Source organism: Arthrobacter sp. MMS18-M83 (genome assembly GCF_026683955.1).
Lineage (GTDB): Bacteria > Actinomycetota > Actinomycetes > Actinomycetales > Micrococcaceae > Arthrobacter.
On record NZ_CP113343.1, the window covers coordinates 4,479,989 to 4,501,096 of the forward strand.

Below are 21,108 nucleotides of genomic sequence, written 5' to 3' on the forward strand. Positions count from 1 at the left end.
CGACCCGATCTGATCAGGCACATGGCCAAAATCGGCCCTGACCAGCCGGGAGACTTGCCGATACAGGTACCGGCAGTGCCTCCCTCGCCGGCAGGAAGGCTTCTAGGGTTGAGGACGTGGATCACCGGAATGAAAGCAAGCAGCGTTTGCTCGTCCCCTCGGCAGCGCTCTTGTGGGGACTCCAATTCGCCTTCCTCAACCCCGCGCTGGCACTCCTGCTGGTGGCCCTGTTCAATGCCACCCCCGCAGAGGTGGGCTGGGTCCTTGCCGTCTACAATGCCGGCGGCTTCGTGGCCTCCCTCCTCGTGCCGGCCTACGCAGACCGCGCAAAGGACTATCTGCGACCCCTGCTGGCTTGCGGCATCCTGACCTTGGCCTTGTCAGCCCTCTTGGCGGTCAGCACTTCGCTGCCGCTCGCCGTCGTAGGCTTGATCGTCCTCGGAGGGCCAGCCGGGGTGGGCAGTTCGCTCCTGTTCGCACATCTGAAACATTCAGGTGCCGGAGCCGCAGACGTCATGAACACCCGCGCGATCGTTTCCTTCGCTTGGGTGGCAGGGCCGCCCCTGGCGACGTTCGTCATGGGTGCGCTGGGCAATCGAGCCATCCTGCTCGCGCTCGGGGCCGTGGCAGTTCTCAATGTCGCCACGACCGCCGCCATGATTTCCCGACGGCGGGCCGCTCCCGTTGAGCCCGGGCCAAGAGTAACGACCCCGACAACGGGCAACTGCTCTCAAAAACGGGGGTCGCCGCCGTCGTCCTGGGGTTTATCGCGCTGCAGGCCACCAACAGCGCCGCCGTGTCGATCATGGGTCTGTTCGTGACGCAAGGGCTCGGCGTCGATGTCATCTGGGCGGGCATCGCGCTGGGCGTCTCGGCTGCACTCGAGATCCCTGCGCTTTTCCTGATCGGGCGGCTGGCCCGCCGCTTTTCGAGCCGGGCGCTCATTGCCTCCGGATGCGTCGCCGGAATCGCCTACTACGCGGCTATGGCCTTTGTCTCCAACCCCGCCACACTGATTGCGCTCCAGGGTCTGAATGCCTGGTTCTTCGGGATTGTGGCGGGCGTGGGCTTGACGTTGTTCCAGCGGCTGATTCCCCGCCCGGGCTTGGCCTCGGGCTTGTACACGAACACCCGGCGCCTCGGCGCTATCGTCTCCGGCCCGATCATCGTTTTCGGTTCGACGACGGCGCTCGGCTACCAGGGCGTCTTCGCGGCTTGCGCGGCCCTCACCGTCCTGGCGCTGCTTGTCATTGTGTTGGCTGGGCGGGCGCCCAGGCGAGTGCCTCCGAAGGAACGTCTCGCCGCTGCATCAGCAGGGCAAGCATCGGGTGCTCGTCCTGACGCTATCGATTGAGCCTGGTAGCCCGCAGGGCGATGCCTACGGCGAACATGAGGACGCCCACGCCCGCTGATAGCGGGGGGAGGGTGGCTACCAGGACCACGCAAGCCAAGGCCCCGAACACTTGGAGTGCTTTGGGGTATCGCCGGTCTGCGGTCGGCTGGGTGAACGCGGCAATATTGGCGACCAAATAGTAGATGAGCACGCCGAACGAGGAGAAACCGATCGCACCGCGCACATCGCCGACGGCGACGACCACGCAGATCACAGCGGCCAGTGTGACTTCGGCCCTGTGCGGGACGCGATAGCGCGGATGGACGGCGGCGAGCCAATGGGGTAGATCATGGTGCCTGGCCATGGCCAGCGTGGTCCGGCCCAATCCGGCGATGAGTGCCAGCAAGGCGCCCAAGGCGGCGACAGCGGCTCCCACGCGGACCACGGGAACGGCCCAAGACAAGGTTCCGTTTTCGACGGCAGCGGCGAGCGGTGTTGGTGTGCCTGCCACGCCGTCCGGGCCGAGGGCTGCGAGCAGGGTCACCGCAATGATGGCGTAGAGAATGACTGTGATGCCCAATGCGATCCCGATGGCGCGCGGGATTGAGCGCCTGGGGTCGCGGACCTCCTCTCCCATGGTCGCGATCCTCGCATAGCCCGCGAAGGCGAAGAACAGCAGCCCGGCGGACTGGAGGATCCCGTACCATCCGTGCGCAAGCAGGCCGTCCCCAAGGATGCCGGCCGGCGCGGGAGCAGAGCCGCCCCAGCAGGCTGCCAAGGCAATGGCGAGGGCCGCCAGTACGGCGAGAACCAGAATGCGGGTCAGGCCGGCCGTGCGCGTCACCCCGTGATAGTTCACGGCGGCAAGGACGACGACGGCGGCGATCGCCACGGGACGCTCCCACCCTGCGGGTGCGGCATAGGCAGCGAAGGTCATCGCCATGGCAGCGGCGCTAGCGGTCTTCCCGATCACGAAGCCCCACCCGGCCACGTATCCGGACCACGGTCCCAGCCGCTCGCGCCCGTAAATGTAGGTTCCACCCGACGTCGGGTATGCGGCGGCGAGCTGGGCGGAAGACGTCGCGTTGCAGAATGCCACCGCTGCCGAGACCACAAGCCCAATCAGGAGACCTGATCCTGCGGCGGAAGCGGCCGGGGTGAAGGCCGCGAACACGCCGGCGCCAATCATGGAGCCCAAGCCAATCACGACCGCGTCAAAGGTACCCAGCCGACGGGCCAGGGCCTGGGGGTTGCTCATGGGGGTTCTCCTTCGGCGCTCAGACCCAGCTTAAGTCCTGGGTCCGCCCCGAAGTGCACGGCGCATTCGAGACTGCCGGGGGCGCTAGGAGTGCCCCGTGATTGTCAGGACGATGAGGACACAGTTGAGGCCGACGATGAGTGCCGCGCTGGTCCACCCGGCAATCTTCAATGCTGTTGAATCTGTGTGGATGCCCATGACTTCGCGCTTGCCAGTGAGCCGAATCAGCGGAATCAAGGCGAAAGGAATGCCGAAGCTGAGGAGGACCTGGCTCAATACGAGTGCCAGTGTGGGTTCTATTCCGGCTCCGAGAATGATCAAGGCCGGGATCAACGTGATGACCCGGCGGAGCAGGAGTGGCACACGGATCTTGAGAAGGCCACCCATCACTGTTGCTCCGGCATAGCATCCCACGGACGTCGAGGCCAGGCCCGAGGCCAGCAGGCCGACGCCGAAAGCGACGCCAATGATTGGACCTAGAGCCGAGGTGACTGCGGCATGGGCTCCTGCGATGGTGTCAGTCCCTTCGACTCCCCGCAGGCTGGAGGCGGCCAAAAGGAGCATGGCAATGTTCACAACCCCCGCCAGCATCAACGCCCCCGCGACATCCACCCGGGTTGCCCTGATGAGTTTCGTCCGCACCGCCGGATCTTGGGAGAAGCCATGCCTGTCACGGGCCAGGGCGGAATGCAGGTAGATGGCGTGCGGCATGACGGTGGCACCGAGCATGCTGGCGGCGAGGAGGACCGTGTCCGTGCCTTCGAAGCGCGGCACCAAACCTGCCAACACGCCTCCGGTCTCCGGCGGACTGACGAAGAGTCCCGAAACGAAACCGACGGCGATGACCGCCAAGAGCATCATAATGGCGTATTCGAAGGACTTTTGGCCCCGTGACGACTGGAGCGTTAGGAGCATCATGGATGCCAGCCCGATGATGAAACCACCCATGAGAAGCGGCAGCCCGAAGAGGAGGTTGAGCGCTACGGCTCCGCCGATGACTTCAGCCATGTCTGTGGCCCCGGCAACGACTTCTGCCTGGACCCAAAAAAGCCTGCGGCGGTGTGTTCCCAGGCGCTTACCGAGGAGTTCGGGAAGGCTGTGGCCCGTGGCCAAACCTAGTTTCGCAGACTGGTACTGCACCAAGACCGCCATGATGTTTGCTGCAACCAAGACCCACACGAGCAAGTAGCCATAGTTCGCACCGGCAGTCAGATTTGCCGCGACGTTTCCCGGATCCACGTAGGCGATCGCAGCCACGAAAGCTGGTCCCAACAAAAGTAGCCGGGACCGCCACCGGGGCTTGCTCGCCGGTTGCATCGCAAGAGTGGTGGCCATGGTTTCCTCAACGTCGGGGATGCGAACATGATGAGGATACCGTTAAGTTAGGCATACCGAAAAGTAGTTTTTAGGTATGGCTTGAGAATGGGCTACTCCCAACTGACTGGCAGTAGGTGTCGTTTTGGCGGTTTGTCATGTCTCGGGACCTCGTGGACAGTTCATGTCTCATGACCTTGTGGACGGTTGATGTCTCATGACTTCGTGGACACTTCGTCCGTGGGTGGTTTGAGGCGCGGGTAGCGTGTCCGTTTCCGGCGTGCTCCGGCGGGGTCTGCTGCGATGCCTGAGGGTTTGCCGTTGCCGACGTAGCGGGTGCCTTTGACAGGCAGGGGGTGGGTGGTGATCTCGGTGCCGCGGGTGTCGAAGAACATGATCTCGGCGTGGTCGTAAACGATGTGCACGGTGCTCCCGGCCTGGTCCTGGCCGATGTTGAACGCGGTTCCCAGCACGGTAACGCGGCCGTCGTTCCTGACGAGCCGTTGCGTGCTCTGTGCCGGTGCCGGAACGGTCATGGCGGGTTCCGGGAGGGCCGGTGCGGGTGTTTTCGGGGTCGCGTCCCAGGCTTCCTGCGGGGTCAGGGCCCCGGGCAGGGCCTGGTGTTCGCGTTCGGTGTTGTAGTAGTGGTCGAAGGTATCGATCTGGGCTTGCAGGACGGGAATCGACGGGGCCGCCGGCTGGCGGTGCAGGTACTGGTGCAGGGTGCGGTGGAAGCGTTCGTTCTTGCCCTGGGTGGTGGGTTTGCCCGGTCTGCCGGTGATCGGTTCCACACCGTGGGATTTGAGGAACTCCACGAGTGCGCCGGTGCGTCCGCGGCGGGTCGGGTTCAGGGCCGCGCCGTTGTCGGAGAGGAATTTCTCCGGCACGCCGTGGCGTTCGATGGCCAGGGCGACGACGGCGATCGCGGCCTCGCTCGTTTCCCCGGTGGCCGCCAGGGAGGCCAGGGCCAGGCGGGAGTGGTCATCGAGGAGCTGGAAGACCGCCACGGTCTTCCCGTCGGCCAGCCGCCACTCGGTCGCGTCGATCTGCCAGCACGCGTTCGGTTGCGGGTAGACGAACCGCTGGTAGGCGCTGCGGGGCTTCTTCCGCGGCTCGGGCACCACGACACCGGCCCGGTCGAAGATCCTGGCCACCGTCGCCCGGGACGGCGGGGCGAAGCCTTGCCGGGACAGCTTTGCGATTACCGACAACGGGCCGTGATCCAGCCCCTTGGCCTCAAGATCCGCCCGGGTGGCCAGGAGGAGTTCGACCATCGCCGGTGCCGTGGCTTTCGGGCTGGTCAACGGCACCGGGCGCTTGATCTCCAGGGCCTTCACCGGCCCGACGCGTCCGGCCGCCGTGCGGACCTTGTAGAACCAGGCACGCGAGACACCGTGTTCGGTGCAGAACGCGCTCACGGCACCGCGTGGCGCATCGGCCGGCCACGTAGCAACGGCATGACGGACACTGATCTTCGGGGCGGGTTTGCTCATGAACCAGAGCAAACCCGCCCCGTCTGTCTACGAGGTCCTGAGACACACTGTCCACGAAGTCATGAGACATAAGTGTCCATTAAGTCATGAGACTCCACAGTCGTTTTGGCGGTTCATAACGACAACAACTGTGAGTTAGTTGGGTGAGTTTAGGCGTGGGTCGGTTCTTCGACGAGGGCGGTGGCGATGCTGTCAGCATCCTCAAGTGCGGCGAGATACCGCTCGGCATCCAAGGCGGCCGCGCAGCCTGTGCCGGCGGCCGTAATGGCTTGGCGGTAGCGGTGGTCCACTGCGTCACCGCAGGCAAAGACCCCGGAAAGATTGGTGACCGTGGTGGGGGAGTCAACCTTGATGTAGCCTTCGGCGTCGAGATCCACCTGGCCTGCAACAAGGTCCGTCCGAGGGACATGTCCAATGGCCACGAATAGGCCCGTGGCCGTATGTTCGCGCGTTTCACCGGTGCGGGTGTCAGCCAGGGTCACGCCGGTGACCTTGGCCTCGCCGTGGATGGCGGCGATGGCCGAGTTCCAGGCGAAGCGGATTTTCGGATTGTCCTTGGCACGCTGGGCCATGATTCGCGAGGCTCGGAGCTCTTCCCTGCGGACGACGACGGTCACGGTCTTGGCGAACCGGGTCAAGAACGTTGCTTCTTCCATGGCCGAGTCTCCGCCGCCTACCACCACAATGTCCTGCTCGCGGAAGAAGAAGCCATCGCACGTGGCGCACCAGGAGACGCCATGCCCGCTGAGTCTCTTCTCCTCCGGCAAGCCAAGCTCCTTGTAGGCGGAGCCGGTCGCGAGGATCACGGCCAGTGCCTTGTGGGAATCGCCCGACCCGGTGACCACGCGCTTCAGGTGCCCGGCCAGCTGGACTTCAGTGACGTCGTCGAACACTATCCTGGCACCGAAGCGCTCGGCCTGGTCCTGCAGGCCCTCCATAAGTTCGGGGCCCTGGATGCCGGCAGGAAAGCCGGGGAAGTTCTCCACTTCCGTGGTGTTCATCAGCGCGCCGCCAGCGGTGACTGATCCGGCAAGGACCAAGGGATTCAGGCCCGCCCGGGCTGCGTAGATTGCCGCAGTGTAGCCGGCGGGGCCGGACCCGATGATGACCAACTGTTCTTTGCTCATAGACAAGTGCAACAAGGACGGGGGGCTTCAATCAAGGGCTCGTCAGTCCAAAGTGCATAATGGGTGAATGTCTAGCGAAGCCGGAGCCGTCCTGATCCGGCCCATGAGTCCTGAGGATTGGCCCGAGGTCCGCGCGATTTTTACTGAGGGCATCGAGACCGGGCAGGCCACCTTCGAGGTGGCTGCCCCGGAGTGGGAACAATTCAACGCAAGCCGCCTTCCGGATCACCGCTTCGTCGCCGAAGTATCCGGCCGCGTGTTGGGCTGGACGGCTGTTTCCGCGGTGTCGGCCCGCCCGGCTTATGCCGGCGTGGTCGAACACTCCGTCTATGTCGCCGGGTCTGCGCGCGGGCGGGGCGTCGGAAGCCTGCTCCTGCAAGCCCTGGCTGAGTCGACCGAACGGCATGGCATCTGGACCATCCAATCCAGCATTTTCCCCGAAAACCAGGCCAGCATCCGCCTTCACCAAGCGAATGGCTTCACCATCGTTGGGAGGCGTGAACGCATCGCGCGGATGAGCGCGGGACCCCTGTCCGGCCAATGGCGGGATACGCTGCTGCTTGAACGCCGCTCCCGCCGGGTCTGAAGCGCTTCCGCGAGTCGGGGACCGGCAGCCCCGGCGGCTCATACCATGTGGCAGAGGCTGTTGAGGGCGGCCCATTGGAGAAGCATGATCGACTTTCCGTCCACGATGCGACCGTCGTCGATCATGGCCAGAGCATCGGCGAAGGTAATCTCGATGGTTTCGATGTCCTCGCCCTCCGAGGCTACTCCGCCGCCGAGGCCTGTCTGGTCCGCCGGGGTGTATGGCGCGACGTAGAAGTGCAGCCGTTCGGTGACCGATCCGGGACTCATGTATGCGTCGAAGACATGCCGCAGCGCTCCAACTTCGACGCCGAGCTCCTCGCTTGCCTCGCGACGGATAGCCGTTTCGGGATCGTCGTCGTCCAGCAAACCGGCCGCAGTCTCGATCAGCATCCCGTCCGGATGATCGTTGACGTAGGCCGGGAAGCGGAACTGCCGGGTGAGTAGAACAGTGCCCCGGCCGGCGTCGTACAACAGAATCGTCGCGCCATTCCCTCGATCGTAACTTTCGCGTTGCTCCGTGACCCATCGGCCATCGCTGCGGCGGTAGTCGAAGGTGGTGCGACGCAGCACGTGCCAACCGTCCGAGGTCACTTCGACGTCTCGAACAACGACGGCGGGATTGCGGTCGAGGCCGCGGCCAGCTTGGTCGAGACCGGTACGGCCGCGGTGGTCTGGTACATCAATTCCAGAACGCAACGTTGTGGGAGGGGCATCGTTTCTCCGAGTCATCCCGATAGAATAGCGCATAATCGTGCAACATCAGGAAGGAACGCGCATGCTTGCTGCCGAACGACTCGGATACCTCCTCACGCGCTTAGCCACCGATGGCAAGGTGATAGCCAAAGACATCGCCCATGAGCTTGGATTATCCGAAGACAGTGTGCGCCGCGATCTGCGCGAGCTTGCCGCAGCCGGGCTCTGCCAACGTGTGTATGGCGGTGCGCTACCGGTTTCTCCTGCCATCGCCGACTATGCCACCCGCGTTGCGGTATCGCCGGAGAGCAAGGACCGCATTGCTACCCGCGCCGCTTCGCTCGTCCAGCCGGGTTCCGCCGTGATCCTCGACGGCGGCACCAGCACCCTCGCGGTGGTTCACGCGCTGCCCGCCGAGCTCGACTGTACTGTGATTACCCACAGCCCAACCATTGCCTCTGCGCTTGTCGACCACCCCCTCATCGAGGTCTTCCTCCTCGGTGGTCGGTTGTTCAAACACTCTGCAGTGACCTGCGGGGCTGCGGCCGTCGAGGCCACCCATGCCATTTCCGCCGAGTTGTTCTTCCTCGGTGTCACCGGAGTCCACCCCGTCCGCGGACTGACAACCGCCGACGCCGACGAAGCCGCAATGAAACGCACTCTGGCCGCCCGTGCGGCAGATACCTACGTCCTCGCCAGCACCGAGAAGATCGGTGCCGCTTCACGCTATTCGGTATTGCCTTTTGCCAGCGTCGCCGGCATCATCACCGATGCACCAGCCAAAGATCCGACCATGAGGGAGCTCTCGGACCTTGGGGTCACCCTCATTGGCGCCGATTGACTATTTTCGCCAGAATCGCATCACTTGTCGTCATCAGCCGAGTGCTCCGGGTGACCCGGAGACCCCTGGCTCGCGCTACTCCAGCCGGTCCTGGTGTGCGCGGACCACAAAGTGTTCAACCCGACGGTCCGGAACCAGCCAGATCAGCGCCACCACCGTATACGCGGCGACGGCAAGCAATGGATGCAGGAAGCAGAGGCCAAGACCAGCCAAGTAGATGAGGGGCGAGGTCTTCCCCTTCCAGTCCCTGCCCAGCGCCTGGGCGAGCGCTCCCTGCCGCCCCTGCTGCCTTATCAACGCCTGCTGCAGCACGAAGTAGGCAATGGCGGCGAAAAGCAGGTTGAACCCGTAAGCCAGCACGGGGACCTCCATGAAGCCCGACTCGTCCATCCAACGTGTGCTGAACGGGAACAACGATAACCAGAACAACAGGTGCAGATTTGCCCAGAGGATCCCGCCGTTGACTCGATCGGCCAAGTGGATCAGGTGGTGGTGATTGTTCCAATAGATCCCCACGTAGACGAAGCTGAGCAGGTAGCTAAGGAATGTCGGGAGGACACTCAGCAGGCTAGTCCAGCTGGGTTCCGGGGGTACCCGCAGTTCAAGGACCATGATGGTGATGACAATGGCGAGGACGCCGTCACTGAATGCCTCGAGCCGGTTCTTGTTCATCGGTTTGCCTTCATGGGGACATCATCGTTGGTGCGGACTCCCGTCGCAAAGCGATACTCGCCGACAGCGGAAAGCCCCACGGGGCACAAGCACGCGGCCAGAGCGACGGTGCAAATGCCCCGCAGGGACTTTTGGGAGGGACGAATCAGGTCTAGCCCAGTGTGGACGTATCGATGACGAAGCGGTACCGCACGTCGGACGCGAGCACGCGCTCGTAGGCGTCGTTGATCTTGTCTGCCGGGATGACCTCGATCTCGGCACCGAGTCCATGCTCGGCGCAGAAGTCCAGCATTTCCTGGGTCTCACGGATGCCGCCGATCGCGGATCCGGCGAAGGAGTGCCGTCCGGTAATGAGCGAGAACACGTTGACCGGGAGCGGCTCCGCGGGTGCGCCCACGTTCACCAAGGCGCCGTCGAGGGCCAGCAACTGCAGGTAGGAGCTGATGTCGATCGGGGCGCTCACGGTGTTGATGATCAGGTCAAAAGTGCCGGCGAGCGATTCAAACGTTGCAGGGTCGCTCGTGGCGTAGTAGTGGTCTGCGCCCAAGCGCAGGCCGTCTTCAAGCTTCTTCAATGACTGGGACAACACGGTGACGTCAGCACCCATTGCGTGTGCGAGCTTGACGGCCATGTGGCCCAGCCCGCCGAGTCCGACCACGGCGACCTTCGTGCCGGGACCGGCGCCCCAGTGCCGAAGCGGCGAATAGGTGGTGATGCCTGCGCACAGCAGGGGAGCGGCGGCGTCGAGCTCTATTCCTTCAGGGATCCGTACGACGAAGTCCTCGGTCACCACAACGTGGGTGGAGTATCCGCCCTGGGTGATGGTCCCGTCGCGGTCGACGGCGCCATAGGTCCCGGTCATGCCCTTGAGGCAGTACTGCTCCTCGCCCTTGCGGCAGTTCTCGCATTCGCCGCAGGAGTTGACCATGCAGCCCACACCTACCCGGTCGCCGACCTTGTGGCGGGTGACTTCGGCGCCGACTTCGGTGACAATACCGGCGATTTCATGGCCGGGAGCGAGGGGGTAGGACTGTGGTCCCCAGTCGCCGCGGACGGTGTGGATGTCTGAATGGCAGATGCCTGCGTACTTGATCTCGATCAGCACGTCGTGGGCGCCGACGTCGCGGCGCTCAATGGTGGTCGGGATGAGGGCCTCGCTCGCGGACGGCGCGGCGTAAGCATTCACGGTAAGCATGTTTCTCCTGTTTATGGACGGAGGATTGGCACTATCCATCCAACAGGAGATTTCCGGTCTGAGGGAGTCCCTGCTGGTAGGGGTACTGGCAGGGACTCCCTCAGGATCGGATCTGTTCGGGACTAGCTCTTACCCAGGAAGATGGGGTTGGTCAACGCTGCCATGGGGCCGAGCGGGAGGTTCGCGCCCATCTCAGTACCGCTGCCCGACGTACCGTCGGCCTTAGGGTGCCGGACTTCGACGCGCACGTACGCCGCGAGCTGGGGGGTGGTGAGCCACGTGCTGGTGCCCTGGCCCGACGCGGGAAGCGTGACCTGCTGGGTCTGCCCTTCATCGGTGATGAAGCGCACGACGCCGTTCGGCACCCCTGCGATCTTCGCCGTCACGGTTACTGGAGCGTCTGCCGCGACGTCGAGACGATCGCCGACCGTCGCGCTCTTGCCTCCGGATGTCACCTTGAAGTCCACCGAGACGTCCGCGGACTCGGCGATCCAGTTCCGGCCATTGCGGATGCCGTCCAGCAGGGCATCGCGGGACAATGCGGCGGCGTTGACCACGTTGTGGGGCCAACCGATGACCTGCGGGACGCTGTGGGCGTCGCTGTTGCCCATGGCTGGGAGCCAACGCCCGCCTGTACGCGCGGAGTGGGCCAGCATCGAGTCCCACGTGTTGACGGAGTACTCGTCGTCCAGGGTCCACGGGCCCGTCCACACTTCGACCGCATCGGCGTCGTCGTAACCGAACTTCCAGCGGCAGGCGACGTAGGGGCAATACGGATGCGCCGGGACAACAATCCCGCCGGAGGCGTGGATCCGCTGGGCTTCCTTCTCGAATCCCTTGTCGCGGGCCCGGTAGCGCCAGTCGATCCACTCGCCTGGCTCCAGGCCGAGGGCGAGGTAGTGACCGTTGCGGGTGGTGACTTCCTCGCCGGTGAGGATGAGCAGGTCATTGCCCGCGAGCGGTCCCCAGACGCCGTGCGACGCCGGTGTGTTGTGGTCCGTGGAGATCATGAAGTCGAGCCGCGCGGCGCGGGCGCCCGCTGCCACCTCTTCGGGGGTGCGCTTTCCATCGGAGTAGACCGTGTGCAGGTGCGCGTCGCCGCGATACCAGCCTGCGCCGCGGCCGGCGATCTGCTGCGCCGGATACTGGGGTTTGAAAGGCGTGCCGTCCGGTCCGTACTCGAGCGTGACATTCACGGTGTAGTCAAGGCCCTGTTCGGCCACCTGGTACGGGCCGAGAACAACGTTCCAGGTGCCCTTACCCACGGGTCCAGGCAGGTAGCCGGGCGTCGTCTCGCCGACGCTGATGCTGAATTCCGTGCGGAAACCGCCCGACCAGCCACGGAAGCCCTTGCCGGCGATGTCCGTGCCCTTCTCATCGAAAATTCCGATGTCGCACGCGTTCCCGAGAAGTCCAGGGGACACCTGGGGCTTGTTGTAGGTGTACGAGACGCTGATCTTGTTGACGCCTGCCGGCACCTCGATCGGCAAATACACGAAGTCTGCGGCGCCCGGGTCCAGATGGCCGGTGATCGTCTTGGTCTTGCTGGTTCCGGTGGCGGCTGCCGCGAACGAAACCGGCACCAGGGTCAAAGCTGCGCCTGTCAAAGCGGCGGCCAGAAAACCGCGCCGGGTTGCGGAGAAGGGGACATTTTCGCCCGAATGGGCTTTGCATGGTGAACTCACCCCCTCGATGTTGCCGACCGTTACTGAACAGTAGGCAACGGAGCCAAGAACGCAGCATGAAACCATAGGTGGCAGCAAGCGGTGTCCATTTAGTGGACCCGTCCCGGTCGGACCCTTGCCACACACGATTCCCGGGCTTACTGTTCTTGGCATGCACCTACGGCTGGGGCGACGGCGCGAACCTTTCCCAAGGACCGAACAGGACGGTGTTTTAGATGTGCGATATTCCGGGTTTGATCAGTCGCCTGGAGGCCCAGGACCTCGCTAGATTGCGAGAGCTCGGGAGCGAACAGCCCTTGGAACCACAACTGATAACTGCCATAGACTCCGCGGCCGGCGGGCCAGGGGAAGGCCGCGGCTATTACGTGGTCAGTGGTTCCCTGTATCCGGTCGAAGCCAGGGACTACCACCTCCGGGAAGATGTAGCCGAAGCCGTGTTTGCAGCGGACGACACTTCCGTAGACGTCACGGCCTGACCAACGCCGATACCGTTACTCCAACGAGTGCCACCGGTCCACCCGGTCAAGCCCGGGTGGACCGGTGCTCTCGGGCTAGAAACTACGCAGCAGCTCCTTCATTTCCTTGATCTCAGCCTCCTGTTCCGACACGATGCCGCTGCCCAGCTTGAGCGCGTCCGCGTTCTTGCCATCAGCGCTTTCCTTCTGCGCCATGACCACGGCCCCTTGGTGATGGGCGATCATCTGGGTGAGGAACAGCCTGGCTGCTTCAGGCCCTTGGGCGGCCGAGAGTTCCTTCATGTCCTCGTCGCCCATCATTCCGCTCATGGTGTGGTCGCCGGACATCTCGGCGGGTTCGTTCCAGGCTTTAAGCCAGCCCGTCATTTTCTCAATCTCGGGGCCTTGGGCTGCTTTGATCCTCCCAGCGAGTGCGGTCACCGGAGCGGGGATGTCCTTCTTGGCTAGCACCAAATCGCTCATCTGGATGGCTTGGGCATGGTGCGGGATCATCATCTGCGCAAACGATGAGTCGGCCGCGTTGTGCTCTCCGGCAGCGCCCACCACCGAACCAGACGAGGACGAGGGGGTGCTTCCGTGGTTCATGCCGGGCATGTTGTTGCCGCCGGTTCCGGCTGAGCAGCCGGCCAGCGCGATGCCCGCGGCAAAGGCGAACGAGGTCATGGTCAAAGTCTTCTTCATGGTTTGGGGTCCTTCAATCATTCAGCCGGCAGAGGTGCGGCTGCGTGGGACGCGCACAGCAAGCCCATTAACGGGCGGCGCGTCAGGGTGAAGTCTTGTGCAGCGGGCCGAACGGCTCGATGCGGCCGCGAATCTTACGTCCGACTGATGCAGAGATCGCCCGGGGAAGGACTACCCGGACGGTGCGAATAGCCGGCAATCAGTGAGCCCGGCTCCCCGGTGCGTTCATCTGCATATGGCAGGACGCCTGGCACAGGTGCCGTGAGCGAGTCATGGCTCGGGGCAGGCACGCAGACGGCACCCATGGCCGACATCGCCGTACAGGTGCCCGAGCTGGTGCAATGCGATCCGGGCAACTGAGCCGATTGCCGGACGGACGCGCCGGACGGCGGCGATGGATCACCCGATGGCTCGATGTGGCCACCGTGGGCGCCCGCCATTTCGACGTCGATCCCGCTCGCGGGGCTGTGCACGCTGTGGCTGGCACCCATCACGTGCATCCCGAGGATTCCGGCGATGATCGCCAGGAGCGCGGTTAGCAGGCCAATACGCCGGAGGAAGGCTGTGGCGCGGCCCCGTAAGGGGTCGGTCATGGTCTTCCTCCTTCCGAAGTTGTGCTTGTAACGCTACCGGCTCAGGCCAGTCGCTGCTACGTCGGTTCTGGGCGGCGACGCTCCTGCGTCTTCCGTTGTGGGCGGTTGAACTGCTTTCGCCGAGGCCGCTTCCCGGGCAAGGAATGCTCCGAGTTCGTTGATGGTGCTCATCAACGGAGCCGGGAAGACCACCGTGGTGTTCTTGTCTACGCCGAGTTCCACCATGGTCTGGAGGTTGCGCAACTGCAGCGCCAAGGGGTGGGCCATCATGGTGTCGGAGGCCCGGCCCAGTGCGGCTGCGGCCAGGGATTCGCCTTCGGCGGCGATGATCTTGGCGCGCTTCTCGCGCTCAGCTTCGGCTTGGCGGGCCATGGCGCGCTTCATGCTGTCCGGCAGCTGGATGTCCTTCAACTCCACCAGTGTCACCTCGACACCCCATTCCAAGGTCAGCCCGTCCAGGATCTGGCGAATATTGGCGTTGATCACATCCGTTTCCGCGAGCGTTTCGTCGAGGGTGTGTTGCCCCACAACTTTTCGGAGCGTGGTTTGGGCTATTTGGTCGATGGCCGCGTGGATGTTTTCAATCGCGATGACGGACTTGATGGCGTCCACTACCCGGAAATAGGCAACAGCGGAAATATCCACGCTGACGTTGTCCCGGGTGATGATGCCTTGCGACTGGATGGGCACGGTGACGATCCGCAGGGAGACCTTCCTCAGCCGGTCAACGAACGGGATGATGACGACGAGGCCAGGCAGCCTGACACGCTGGACCCTTCCCAGCCTGAACAGGACGCCGCGTTCGTATTGCGTAACGATGTGGACGGCCATCGCGAACCAGATGACCGCTACGACAATGAGCACAATGAGAAGGGTGATGGAGTCCGCCGTCATAGCCACCCCAGGCTCCGTTCCTAGGCGCTGTTGAATTCGTGGCGGTGAGACTTCGGGGAGTTGCAGTGCAGCTGAAACAGGAGCCGAGATGCCGCCGTAATGAAAGGAACGCCCCATCCAGGACATTCCTTTCACTTCTTGGGCTAGACCCTCTCGCGGGTCCGGTCGATTACCGGTTCCGGATCGTTCGTGAACTCACGGCGGCGGCGTGGGAAGGCCCAGAACGTGAAGTCCTTCGTGTCCACCTTGGGTTCAGGACGTTCCTCGGATTCCCGTGGGGCATCTTTCCTGGTGTCCCGCTGGAAATCCTTGTAGTACCCGTAGCACATCACTGACCTCCTTCTAGCGATTGCCCTTTAATCGTCCTCCCGATTCGGCAAGCAGTCCACCTTTCCGGCTCGGTTCCGCATGTATGCACAATGGAGGAGTGAATTCTCCACTCGTCGCGCCGGACGCCGCGCCTGCCTTCAGACTCTTTGACCTTGGCGCGATCGGGGCAGGACTCGTTTTCGCGGACTCGTTGGGAGAACTCGCCGAAGCGCTCGGTGCAAGCCGGGCGGCTGGAACCGCCGTTGTGCAAGCGCCCCCAGGAACCGGCAAGACGACGCTCGTTCCGCCCCTGCTTGCCAACATCGTGGCCGGCTCCGTCAACGGGGATGAACGCCCCCGCGTGGTGGTGACCCAGCCACGCCGGGTTGCTGCGCGCTCGGCCGCACGACGCCTCGCCGCCCTCGACGGTAGCCGCCTGGGTGACCGCGTCGGGTACACCGTCCGGGGAGAAAGCAAGACGGGTCCGGGAACCCTCATCGAGTTCGTCACCCCTGGAATCCTCCTGCGCCGACTGCTCGCCGATCCAGGGATTGGGAGCATCAATGCCGTGATCCTCGACGAGGTTCACGAACGCGGCTTGGAGACAGACCTGCTGCTCGCAATGCTCGTCGAGGTCCGTGAGTTGCGCGAAGACCTCGCGCTTGTGGCGATGTCGGCAACCCTGGACGCGCCACGGTTCGCCGCGCTGATCGGGGGTGCGGCGGTCGGTGAGGGCCGAACCGGAGAGCACGACGGCGCCCGGCCGGCTCCCGTCGTCGACTGCCCTTCCGCGCTGCACCCCTTGGAGGTGGACTGGGCACCCGCGGCCGTGCCGCGATTGGATGCACGCGGCGTGGCCCGCGCCTTCCTGGACCATGTGGCGGACACGGCTGCGGCGTCGTACGCCGAAACGCTCGCGGCCGATCCCGACATCGACGCCCTCGTGTTCGTCCCCGGTGCATGGGAGGTGTCCTACGTCGCGTCCCGGCTGCGCGCCCGCCTCGGTGCGAGGGTACCGGACACGGAGGTGTTGGAGCTTCACGGACAGGCAGGCCCGGCAGAACAAGACCGGGCAGTGTCCGGGCGGGAACCTGGCGGACCTCCGCGGATCATTGTGTCGACCGCGTTGGCCGAATCCTCCCTGACTGTTCCGGGAGTCCGGCTTGTCATTGACGCGGGCCTATCCCGCGAGTTGCGGCGCGACTCCAACCGCGGAATGTCCGGCCTGGTTACCGTCTCCTGTTCCCGTGCGTCCGCGGAACAGCGTGCCGGACGCGCGGCACGCCAGGGGCCCGGACGAGTGGTCCGCTGCTACGAGCAAAAAGCGTTTGGTGCGGCACCAGCCCACCCCACCCCGGAAATTTCGTCCGCGGACCTGACAGGCGCCGCCCTCGTCCTGGCCTGTTGGGGATCGCCACGTGGCCAGGGACTGGCCCTTCCAGACACGCCGCCCCAAGCAGCGATGGATGATGCGGTGGAAGTGCTGCGGGAACTCGGCGCGATTTCCCCGGATGGACTAGCCACGGACGTGGGAAAGACCCTGGCAAGGATTCCCGCCGATCCCCGCCTGGCCCGCGCACTGCTCGATGGCGCCGCCGTCGTCGGGCGTCGCGCGGCGGCTGAGGCCGTTGCGCTCGTCGCGGGGGATCAGCGCCCTCCGGGAGCTGATCTGACCCGCCTCCTGACTTCGCTGCGGTCTGGTAAGGACCCCGCAGCCGCACGTTGGGCGGAGGATGTCCGACGCATGGAGGCGATCGCCCGCCAGGAGGGCTCCGGCGTCGTACGCTCCCTGTCTTCACGGGCGAGCCTGACCTCTCCGGCTAGCCCTGCGGAAGCGCTCGGGTTCGTGGTCGCCCTTGCGTTCCCGGATCGTGTGGCGCGTCGCGTTCCAGGCTCCGGACCTGAGCGCTACCTGCTCACGTCAGGGACACGCGCCGGGCTGCCGGCAGGCAGTCCGCTGGCCGGCCACCAATGGCTCGCGGTGGCCGAAGTGTCCCGCGGGGAGGGCCGGGATACGGCAGGGACCGGCGCCGTCATCCGATCCGCCGCGCCCCTGGCGGCGGACTCGCCGCAAGCCGCCGCCAGCCATCTCCTGAGCGACACTGTGGAAGCAGAATTCAAGCAGGGTCGTGTCACCGCCCGGCACGAACGGCGATTGGGCGCGATCGTACTTTCGTCGACGCCGGTGCGGCCGTCCGTGGAAGAGGGACGCGCTGCCGTAGCCCGCGCCTTGGCGAAGGACGGCTTGGGGACGATCGGATGGTCGACTGCGGCGGATGCGCTACGCCGGCGCCTGTCCTTGCTGCACCGGGAATTGGGTGATCCCTGGCCGGACGTTTCCGAACTGGCGTTGCTGGCCAGTCTGGACAAGTGGCTGGCACCGGAGCTCGAAGCGTTAGCTGGCGGAGCTGCGACGAACGGGATCAACCTGGCCGAGCCGCTACGGCGGCTGTTGCCGTGGCCCGAGGCGGCGCGATTCGGTGATTTGGCGCCGGAATGGCTTGATGTCCCGAGCGGTTCGCGGGTGAGGATCGACTATCCGGACGTGGCGGACGACGGCGGCCGGCCGGTGGTGGCCGTCAAGCTACAGGAATGCTTCGGCTGGGCTGAGACACCCCGCTTGGCAGGCGGGCGGGTGCCGGTGCTCTTCCACCTGCTTTCCCCGGCAAGGCGACCGCTGGCCGTGACAGATGACCTGGCTTCCTTCTGGTCCGGCCCCTACGCCCAGGTCCGTGCGGAGATGCGCGGCCGCTATCCAAAGCATCCCTGGCCCGAAGACCCTTGGACAGCGCCTGCTACGGCGAAGACCAAACGGAAGATGTGACCCGGGTGGAGTGGCCTGGCTGAGGCCGACTGGGAGGCATTCACAGGCTTCTTCTCTAGGATGCCACGGTGATGAACATGGAATTGCGTCCCGCTGACCTGGCCGACGACTGGTGGCAAGCCGTGGTGCGGGGATTCACCACGCCGGAGGTCCCCAACCTGTCGACGCCTGTTGTCTTGGGCATCCTCGCGCTAGCCGTCGTGCTGAGTATCCCCCGGGCCACGTGGCGCTGGTTTGGCCTCTATGTGACGTTCGTGCATGAACTGGGACACGCGTTCGCTGCCCTCATGACGGGTCGGATTGTTCACGGGCTCAAGATTGGGCTCGACCACTCGGGACAGCTCCTCAGCAGTGGACGGGGCAAGTTCGGAGCGGCCTGGTCCGGGTTCTGGGGATATCCGAGTCCGGCCGTGGTGGGCGTAGCGCTTATCTGGTCCGTGTTCGCAGGACGGTCGGGAGCGGCGATGTCCATTGGGGCGTTGGTGCTGCTGGTCGCCCTCGTCTTCCTGCGGAATTTCACCGGAATCTTCGTTGCCCTTCTCAGCGCGGCGATTGCCCAACTGCTTGTCATGTTTGCCAATCCCTCAACGGTCAGCCATGTGGTGTTGGGGCTCGGAATAGCCTTGGAAGTGGGCGCCGTGCGGGATTGGTTCAAGGTTGCCTCGGTCCACACCCAGCGTCGGGATCGGCTGGGGTCGTCCGACGCCTACATCCTGGCCCGTTCCACCGGGGTGCCGTCGTTGCTGTGGCTTGTGGCATTCGCGGTAGTCATTGCCGCAAGCGCCACCTTTTCCGTTCGCCTGGTCTGGGGCATGCTCTACTAGCCTTGCGGGCGCGGTTTCAGGACCGTGAGTTGGCTTTCCTCTTGCCGTGCGCCGGTCGAGGGTGTGGAATCGGTTAGCAAGGGACGCGGGGGATTCGGCTTCTACTCCAGGAGGTGCTCATGTCGGTGAAAGGCTCAGGCAGTGCGACGAAGGGGTCGAACCGGAGCAACCCCGATCTTCGACGCGCGGACGCTTCGGCAACGTCAGCCGATCGGCCCGAGAACATCCGCAACGTTGTCTTGATCGGCCGCTCGGGTGCCGGGAAAACGATGCTGCTCGAGTCCCTCCTCTACGCCGCCGGCGTCGTTACCCGGATGGGTTCGATCGTCGAAGGCACTACCGTGAGTGACTCGGAAGCGACGGCCATCCACCAGCAGCGTTCCATCGGACTTTCGGCAGCACCCCTCGTGTTCGACGACGTCAAAGTGAACCTTCTCGACACCCCGGGCTACGCCGATTTCATGGGCGAGTTGCGTGCAGGGCTGCGTGCGGCGGATGCGGCGTTGTTCGTCGTGTCTGCCGTGGACGGGGTCGACGCCGGGACCGCCGCGTTGTGGAGCGAATGCGAGCGCGTCGGCATGCCCCGGGCCGTAGTGATCAGCCGGCTGGACCATCCACGAGCGAACTATGATGCCGTCCTCGCTGAATGCCGCAGATCCTTCGGTGATTCGGTACTGCCCCTCCATTTGCCGGTCCGCCACGGTGACACTGTCACGGGATTGCTCGGGCTTCTTTCGGGTTCGGTGTCTGAGTACACCCCCGGGGATCCGCGTCCCGCAGTCCGCCCTGCCGCTGCGGAGGAACTGGCCGGCTCGGACGGTGCCCGGGGTGAGCTTATCGAGGGCATCATCTCGGAGAGCGAGGATGAGACGCTGATGGACCGGTACCTTGGCGGCGAAGATGTCCCCGTCGACACCCTCGTGGAGGACTTGGAGACCGCAATCGTCCGGGGGACGTTCTTCCCGGTGCTGGCAACGTCCTCCGTGACCGGTGTCGGCACGGCCGAACTGTTGGAGGTGCTGACGCGGGCGTTTCCGTCGCCTACTGAGCGTAGCCTGCCCACGGTAACCGACTTGGGTGGGACACCCGTCGAACCGCTGACGTGCGATCCGGACGGCCCGCTCCTTGGCGAAGTGGTGCGGACTACCGTTGACTCGTTTCTGGGGCGTGTTTGCCTCGTCCGGCTCTTCTCCGGGACGCTTCGCGAGGACTCTGCCGTGCACGTGGGCGGGCACGGCTTGGCCGAACGGGGCCATCCCGACCACGACAGCGACGAACGGATCACGCACCTCTACTCCCCGTTGGGGTCCAGCCTCCGGCCGGTGCCTTTCGCCGTGGCCGGGGACATTTGCGCGCTGGCGAAGGTAGCGAGCGCCGAAACGGGAGACACAGTTTCCGCACGCGAGTCGCCGTTGCTCGTGGAAACCTGGGACATGCCGGAGCCGCTGATGCCCGTCGCGATCGAAGCGGCCTCTCACGGCGACGAGGATGCACTATCCAAGAGCCTGGCCAAAGTCGCGGCGGGCGATCCGACCCTGAGGGTGGAGCGGAACGCTGAAACCCACCAGCTGGTCTTGTGGTGCATGGGAGAGGCACACTCGGAGGCGGTCCTCGACAGGTTGCGCGAGCAAGGGGTGAAGCTGCAAACGGTGGACGTCATCACCCCGCTCAGGGAGACGTTCGCCGCCCAAGCCGCCGGCCACGGCCGCTATGTCAAGCAATCGGGAGGCCACGGACAATACGCGATCTGCGATATCGAAGTGGAACCCCTTGAACGCGGGACAGGTTTCGAATTCGTCGACAGGATTGTCGGCGGAGTCATCCCCGGAACTTATGTGGTTTCGGTCGAGAAAGGCGTCCGGGCCCAAATGAACAAAGGGGTGCGCGCAGGCTTCCCGGTGGTCGACATCAGGGTGACCCTGGTGGGCGGCAAGACGCACAGCGTCGATTCCTCGGACGCGGCTTTCCAGGCCGCTGGCGCATTGGCATTGCGGGAGGCCGCTGCGGCCAGCAGCATTCAACTCCTGGAGCCGATTTCGGCCGTTACCGTCCTCGTGGCAGACGATCACGTGGGCGCCGTCATGAGTGATCTGTCCTCCCGCCGCGGGCGTGTTACCGGTACGACGTCGGTGGGCGGGGAAAGTACTGAAATCAGCGCCGAAGTTCCGGAACAGGAATTGCTGCGGTACGCGATCGTGCTGCGGGGACTGACCGCGGGCAGCGGCCGATTCCGCCGGGAGTACCTGCGGCATGAGCCGCTGCCTCCTGGTATTGCAATTGCCGCCGCGAAGTCTTGATGACCCGCATC

At 64.6% G+C, this 21,108-nt stretch carries 20 protein-coding genes; 8 read left to right on the forward strand and 12 right to left on the reverse strand.

Going from position 1 to position 21,108, the window contains the following annotated elements:
- The first annotated feature begins 116 nt into the window (after window positions 1–116).
- Together OW521_RS21155 and OW521_RS21160 are read left to right on the forward strand one after the other, a co-directional pair.
- Window positions 117–821 carry an MFS transporter gene (locus OW521_RS21155; RefSeq protein WP_268021456.1) on the forward strand — a complete coding sequence of 235 codons (705 nt, stop codon included), beginning with the start codon at window positions 117–119 and terminating at the stop codon, window positions 819–821.
- Window positions 773–1,354, forward strand: a complete 582-nt coding sequence (locus OW521_RS21160) for an MFS transporter (RefSeq protein WP_268026035.1) — start codon at window positions 773–775, stop codon at window positions 1,352–1,354. The genes OW521_RS21155 and OW521_RS21160 overlap by 49 nt, the downstream gene beginning before the upstream one ends.
- On the opposite strand, the gene OW521_RS21165 is transcribed toward OW521_RS21160, so the two are convergent.
- From OW521_RS21165 to trxB, 4 genes are all read right to left on the reverse strand, one after another.
- Window positions 1,344–2,591 carry an APC family permease gene (locus OW521_RS21165; protein WP_268021457.1) on the reverse strand — a complete coding sequence of 416 codons (1,248 nt, stop codon included), beginning with the start codon at window positions 2,589–2,591 and terminating at the stop codon, window positions 1,344–1,346. The two genes, OW521_RS21160 and OW521_RS21165, sit on opposite strands and share 11 nt — an antisense overlap.
- A gap of 84 nt (window positions 2,592–2,675) precedes the next feature.
- A complete protein-coding gene (locus tag OW521_RS21170) occupies window positions 2,676–3,926 on the reverse strand; it encodes an Nramp family divalent metal transporter (protein ID WP_268021458.1) in 1,251 nt (416 codons plus the stop codon).
- A gap of 194 nt (window positions 3,927–4,120) precedes the next feature.
- The gene (locus OW521_RS21175) at window positions 4,121–5,398 is read right to left on the reverse strand and encodes a DDE-type integrase/transposase/recombinase (protein WP_268021459.1); all 1,278 of its coding nucleotides are present in this window, start codon (window positions 5,396–5,398) and stop codon (window positions 4,121–4,123) included.
- 149 nt (window positions 5,399–5,547) lie between these two features.
- Window positions 5,548–6,525, reverse strand: coding sequence for a thioredoxin-disulfide reductase (gene trxB / locus OW521_RS21180; protein ID WP_268021460.1), 978 nt, complete (start codon window positions 6,523–6,525; stop codon window positions 5,548–5,550).
- 67 nt (window positions 6,526–6,592) lie between these two features.
- On the opposite strand from trxB, the gene OW521_RS21185 reads away from it, so the two are divergent.
- Window positions 6,593–7,111, forward strand: coding sequence for a GNAT family N-acetyltransferase (locus tag OW521_RS21185; RefSeq protein WP_268021461.1), 519 nt, complete (start codon window positions 6,593–6,595; stop codon window positions 7,109–7,111).
- 38 nt (window positions 7,112–7,149) lie between these two features.
- Here OW521_RS21185 and OW521_RS21190 read toward each other — a convergent pair whose 3' ends face one another.
- Complete coding sequence (locus OW521_RS21190; RefSeq protein WP_442781184.1) at window positions 7,150–7,842, reverse strand: NUDIX domain-containing protein; 693 nt, start codon at window positions 7,840–7,842, stop codon at window positions 7,150–7,152.
- A 46-nt stretch (window positions 7,843–7,888) separates the two neighbouring features.
- Here OW521_RS21190 and OW521_RS21195 point away from each other — a divergent pair, with 46 nt between their 5' ends.
- A complete protein-coding gene (locus tag OW521_RS21195; RefSeq protein ID WP_268021463.1) occupies window positions 7,889–8,647 on the forward strand; it encodes a DeoR/GlpR family DNA-binding transcription regulator in 759 nt (252 codons plus the stop codon).
- A gap of 75 nt (window positions 8,648–8,722) precedes the next feature.
- Here OW521_RS21195 and OW521_RS21200 read toward each other — a convergent pair whose 3' ends face one another.
- The 3 genes from OW521_RS21200 to OW521_RS21210 form a co-directional block, all read right to left on the reverse strand.
- On the reverse strand, window positions 8,723–9,319 hold the full coding sequence (locus OW521_RS21200) for a TMEM175 family protein (protein ID WP_268021464.1): 597 nt from the start codon (window positions 9,317–9,319) through the stop codon (window positions 8,723–8,725).
- Between the two features lie 151 nt (window positions 9,320–9,470).
- Window positions 9,471–10,514, reverse strand: coding sequence for an NAD(P)-dependent alcohol dehydrogenase (locus OW521_RS21205; RefSeq protein ID WP_268021465.1), 1,044 nt, complete (start codon window positions 10,512–10,514; stop codon window positions 9,471–9,473).
- Between the two features lie 122 nt (window positions 10,515–10,636).
- Complete coding sequence (locus OW521_RS21210) at window positions 10,637–12,121, reverse strand: CehA/McbA family metallohydrolase (RefSeq protein ID WP_268021466.1); 1,485 nt, start codon at window positions 12,119–12,121, stop codon at window positions 10,637–10,639.
- Between the two features lie 293 nt (window positions 12,122–12,414).
- Between OW521_RS21210 and OW521_RS21215 the strand changes: the two genes are divergently transcribed.
- Window positions 12,415–12,675, forward strand: coding sequence for a hypothetical protein (locus tag OW521_RS21215; protein ID WP_268021467.1), 261 nt, complete (start codon window positions 12,415–12,417; stop codon window positions 12,673–12,675).
- A gap of 75 nt (window positions 12,676–12,750) precedes the next feature.
- Here the strand turns inward: OW521_RS21215 and OW521_RS21220 are convergent, their stop codons facing one another.
- The 4 genes from OW521_RS21220 to OW521_RS21235 all read right to left on the reverse strand — a co-directional run bounded on the left by OW521_RS21220 (window position 12,751) and on the right by OW521_RS21235 (window position 15,172).
- Window positions 12,751–13,356, reverse strand: coding sequence for a DUF305 domain-containing protein (locus OW521_RS21220; RefSeq protein WP_268021468.1), 606 nt, complete (start codon window positions 13,354–13,356; stop codon window positions 12,751–12,753).
- A 134-nt stretch (window positions 13,357–13,490) separates the two neighbouring features.
- Complete coding sequence (locus OW521_RS21225; RefSeq protein ID WP_268021469.1) at window positions 13,491–13,949, reverse strand: hypothetical protein; 459 nt, start codon at window positions 13,947–13,949, stop codon at window positions 13,491–13,493.
- Window positions 13,950–13,982: 33 nt separating this feature from the next.
- A complete protein-coding gene (locus OW521_RS21230; RefSeq protein ID WP_442781285.1) occupies window positions 13,983–14,780 on the reverse strand; it encodes an SPFH domain-containing protein in 798 nt (265 codons plus the stop codon).
- A 206-nt stretch (window positions 14,781–14,986) separates the two neighbouring features.
- Window positions 14,987–15,172, reverse strand: a complete 186-nt coding sequence (locus OW521_RS21235; RefSeq protein WP_268021470.1) for a hypothetical protein — start codon at window positions 15,170–15,172, stop codon at window positions 14,987–14,989.
- 83 nt (window positions 15,173–15,255) lie between these two features.
- Here OW521_RS21235 and hrpB point away from each other — a divergent pair, with 83 nt between their 5' ends.
- The 3 genes from hrpB (at window position 15,256) to OW521_RS21250 (ending at window position 21,097) form a co-directional block, all read left to right on the forward strand.
- A complete protein-coding gene (gene hrpB, locus OW521_RS21240; RefSeq protein ID WP_268021471.1) occupies window positions 15,256–17,976 on the forward strand; it encodes an ATP-dependent helicase HrpB in 2,721 nt (906 codons plus the stop codon).
- Window positions 17,977–18,047: 71 nt separating this feature from the next.
- Entirely contained in the window at window positions 18,048–18,800 is a 753-nt protein-coding gene (locus tag OW521_RS21245) for a M50 family metallopeptidase (protein WP_268026037.1), read from the forward strand.
- A 119-nt stretch (window positions 18,801–18,919) separates the two neighbouring features.
- Complete coding sequence (locus tag OW521_RS21250; protein ID WP_268021472.1) at window positions 18,920–21,097, forward strand: elongation factor G-like protein EF-G2; 2,178 nt, start codon at window positions 18,920–18,922, stop codon at window positions 21,095–21,097.
- The last annotated feature ends 11 nt before the right edge of the window (window positions 21,098–21,108 follow it).

Coding starts and splice junctions, on each gene's coding strand:
- trxB (WP_268021460.1), bottom strand. CDS start 6,525: ATGAGCAAAGAACAGTTGGTCATCATCGGGTCCGGCCCCGCCGGCTAC.
- OW521_RS21250 (WP_268021472.1), top strand. CDS start 18,920: ATGTCGGTGAAAGGCTCAGGCAGTGCGACGAAGGGGTCGAACCGGAGC.
- OW521_RS21195 (WP_268021463.1), top strand. CDS start 7,889: ATGCTTGCTGCCGAACGACTCGGATACCTCCTCACGCGCTTAGCCACC.
- OW521_RS21220 (WP_268021468.1), bottom strand. CDS start 13,356: ATGAAGAAGACTTTGACCATGACCTCGTTCGCCTTTGCCGCGGGCATC.
- OW521_RS21200 (WP_268021464.1), bottom strand. CDS start 9,319: ATGAACAAGAACCGGCTCGAGGCATTCAGTGACGGCGTCCTCGCCATT.
- OW521_RS21215 (WP_268021467.1), top strand. CDS start 12,415: ATGTGCGATATTCCGGGTTTGATCAGTCGCCTGGAGGCCCAGGACCTC.
- OW521_RS21185 (WP_268021461.1), top strand. CDS start 6,593: ATGTCTAGCGAAGCCGGAGCCGTCCTGATCCGGCCCATGAGTCCTGAG.
- OW521_RS21205 (WP_268021465.1), bottom strand. CDS start 10,514: ATGCTTACCGTGAATGCTTACGCCGCGCCGTCCGCGAGCGAGGCCCTC.
- OW521_RS21235 (WP_268021470.1), bottom strand. CDS start 15,172: ATGTGCTACGGGTACTACAAGGATTTCCAGCGGGACACCAGGAAAGAT.
- OW521_RS21245 (WP_268026037.1), top strand. CDS start 18,048: ATGAACATGGAATTGCGTCCCGCTGACCTGGCCGACGACTGGTGGCAA.
- OW521_RS21170 (WP_268021458.1), bottom strand. CDS start 3,926: ATGGCCACCACTCTTGCGATGCAACCGGCGAGCAAGCCCCGGTGGCGG.
- OW521_RS21165 (WP_268021457.1), bottom strand. CDS start 2,591: ATGAGCAACCCCCAGGCCCTGGCCCGTCGGCTGGGTACCTTTGACGCG.
- OW521_RS21190 (WP_442781184.1), bottom strand. CDS start 7,842: ATGACTCGGAGAAACGATGCCCCTCCCACAACGTTGCGTTCTGGAATT.
- OW521_RS21225 (WP_268021469.1), bottom strand. CDS start 13,949: ATGACCGACCCCTTACGGGGCCGCGCCACAGCCTTCCTCCGGCGTATT.
- hrpB (WP_268021471.1), top strand. CDS start 15,256: ATGCACAATGGAGGAGTGAATTCTCCACTCGTCGCGCCGGACGCCGCG.
- OW521_RS21175 (WP_268021459.1), bottom strand. CDS start 5,398: ATGAGCAAACCCGCCCCGAAGATCAGTGTCCGTCATGCCGTTGCTACG.
- OW521_RS21230 (WP_442781285.1), bottom strand. CDS start 14,780: ATGGCCGTCCACATCGTTACGCAATACGAACGCGGCGTCCTGTTCAGG.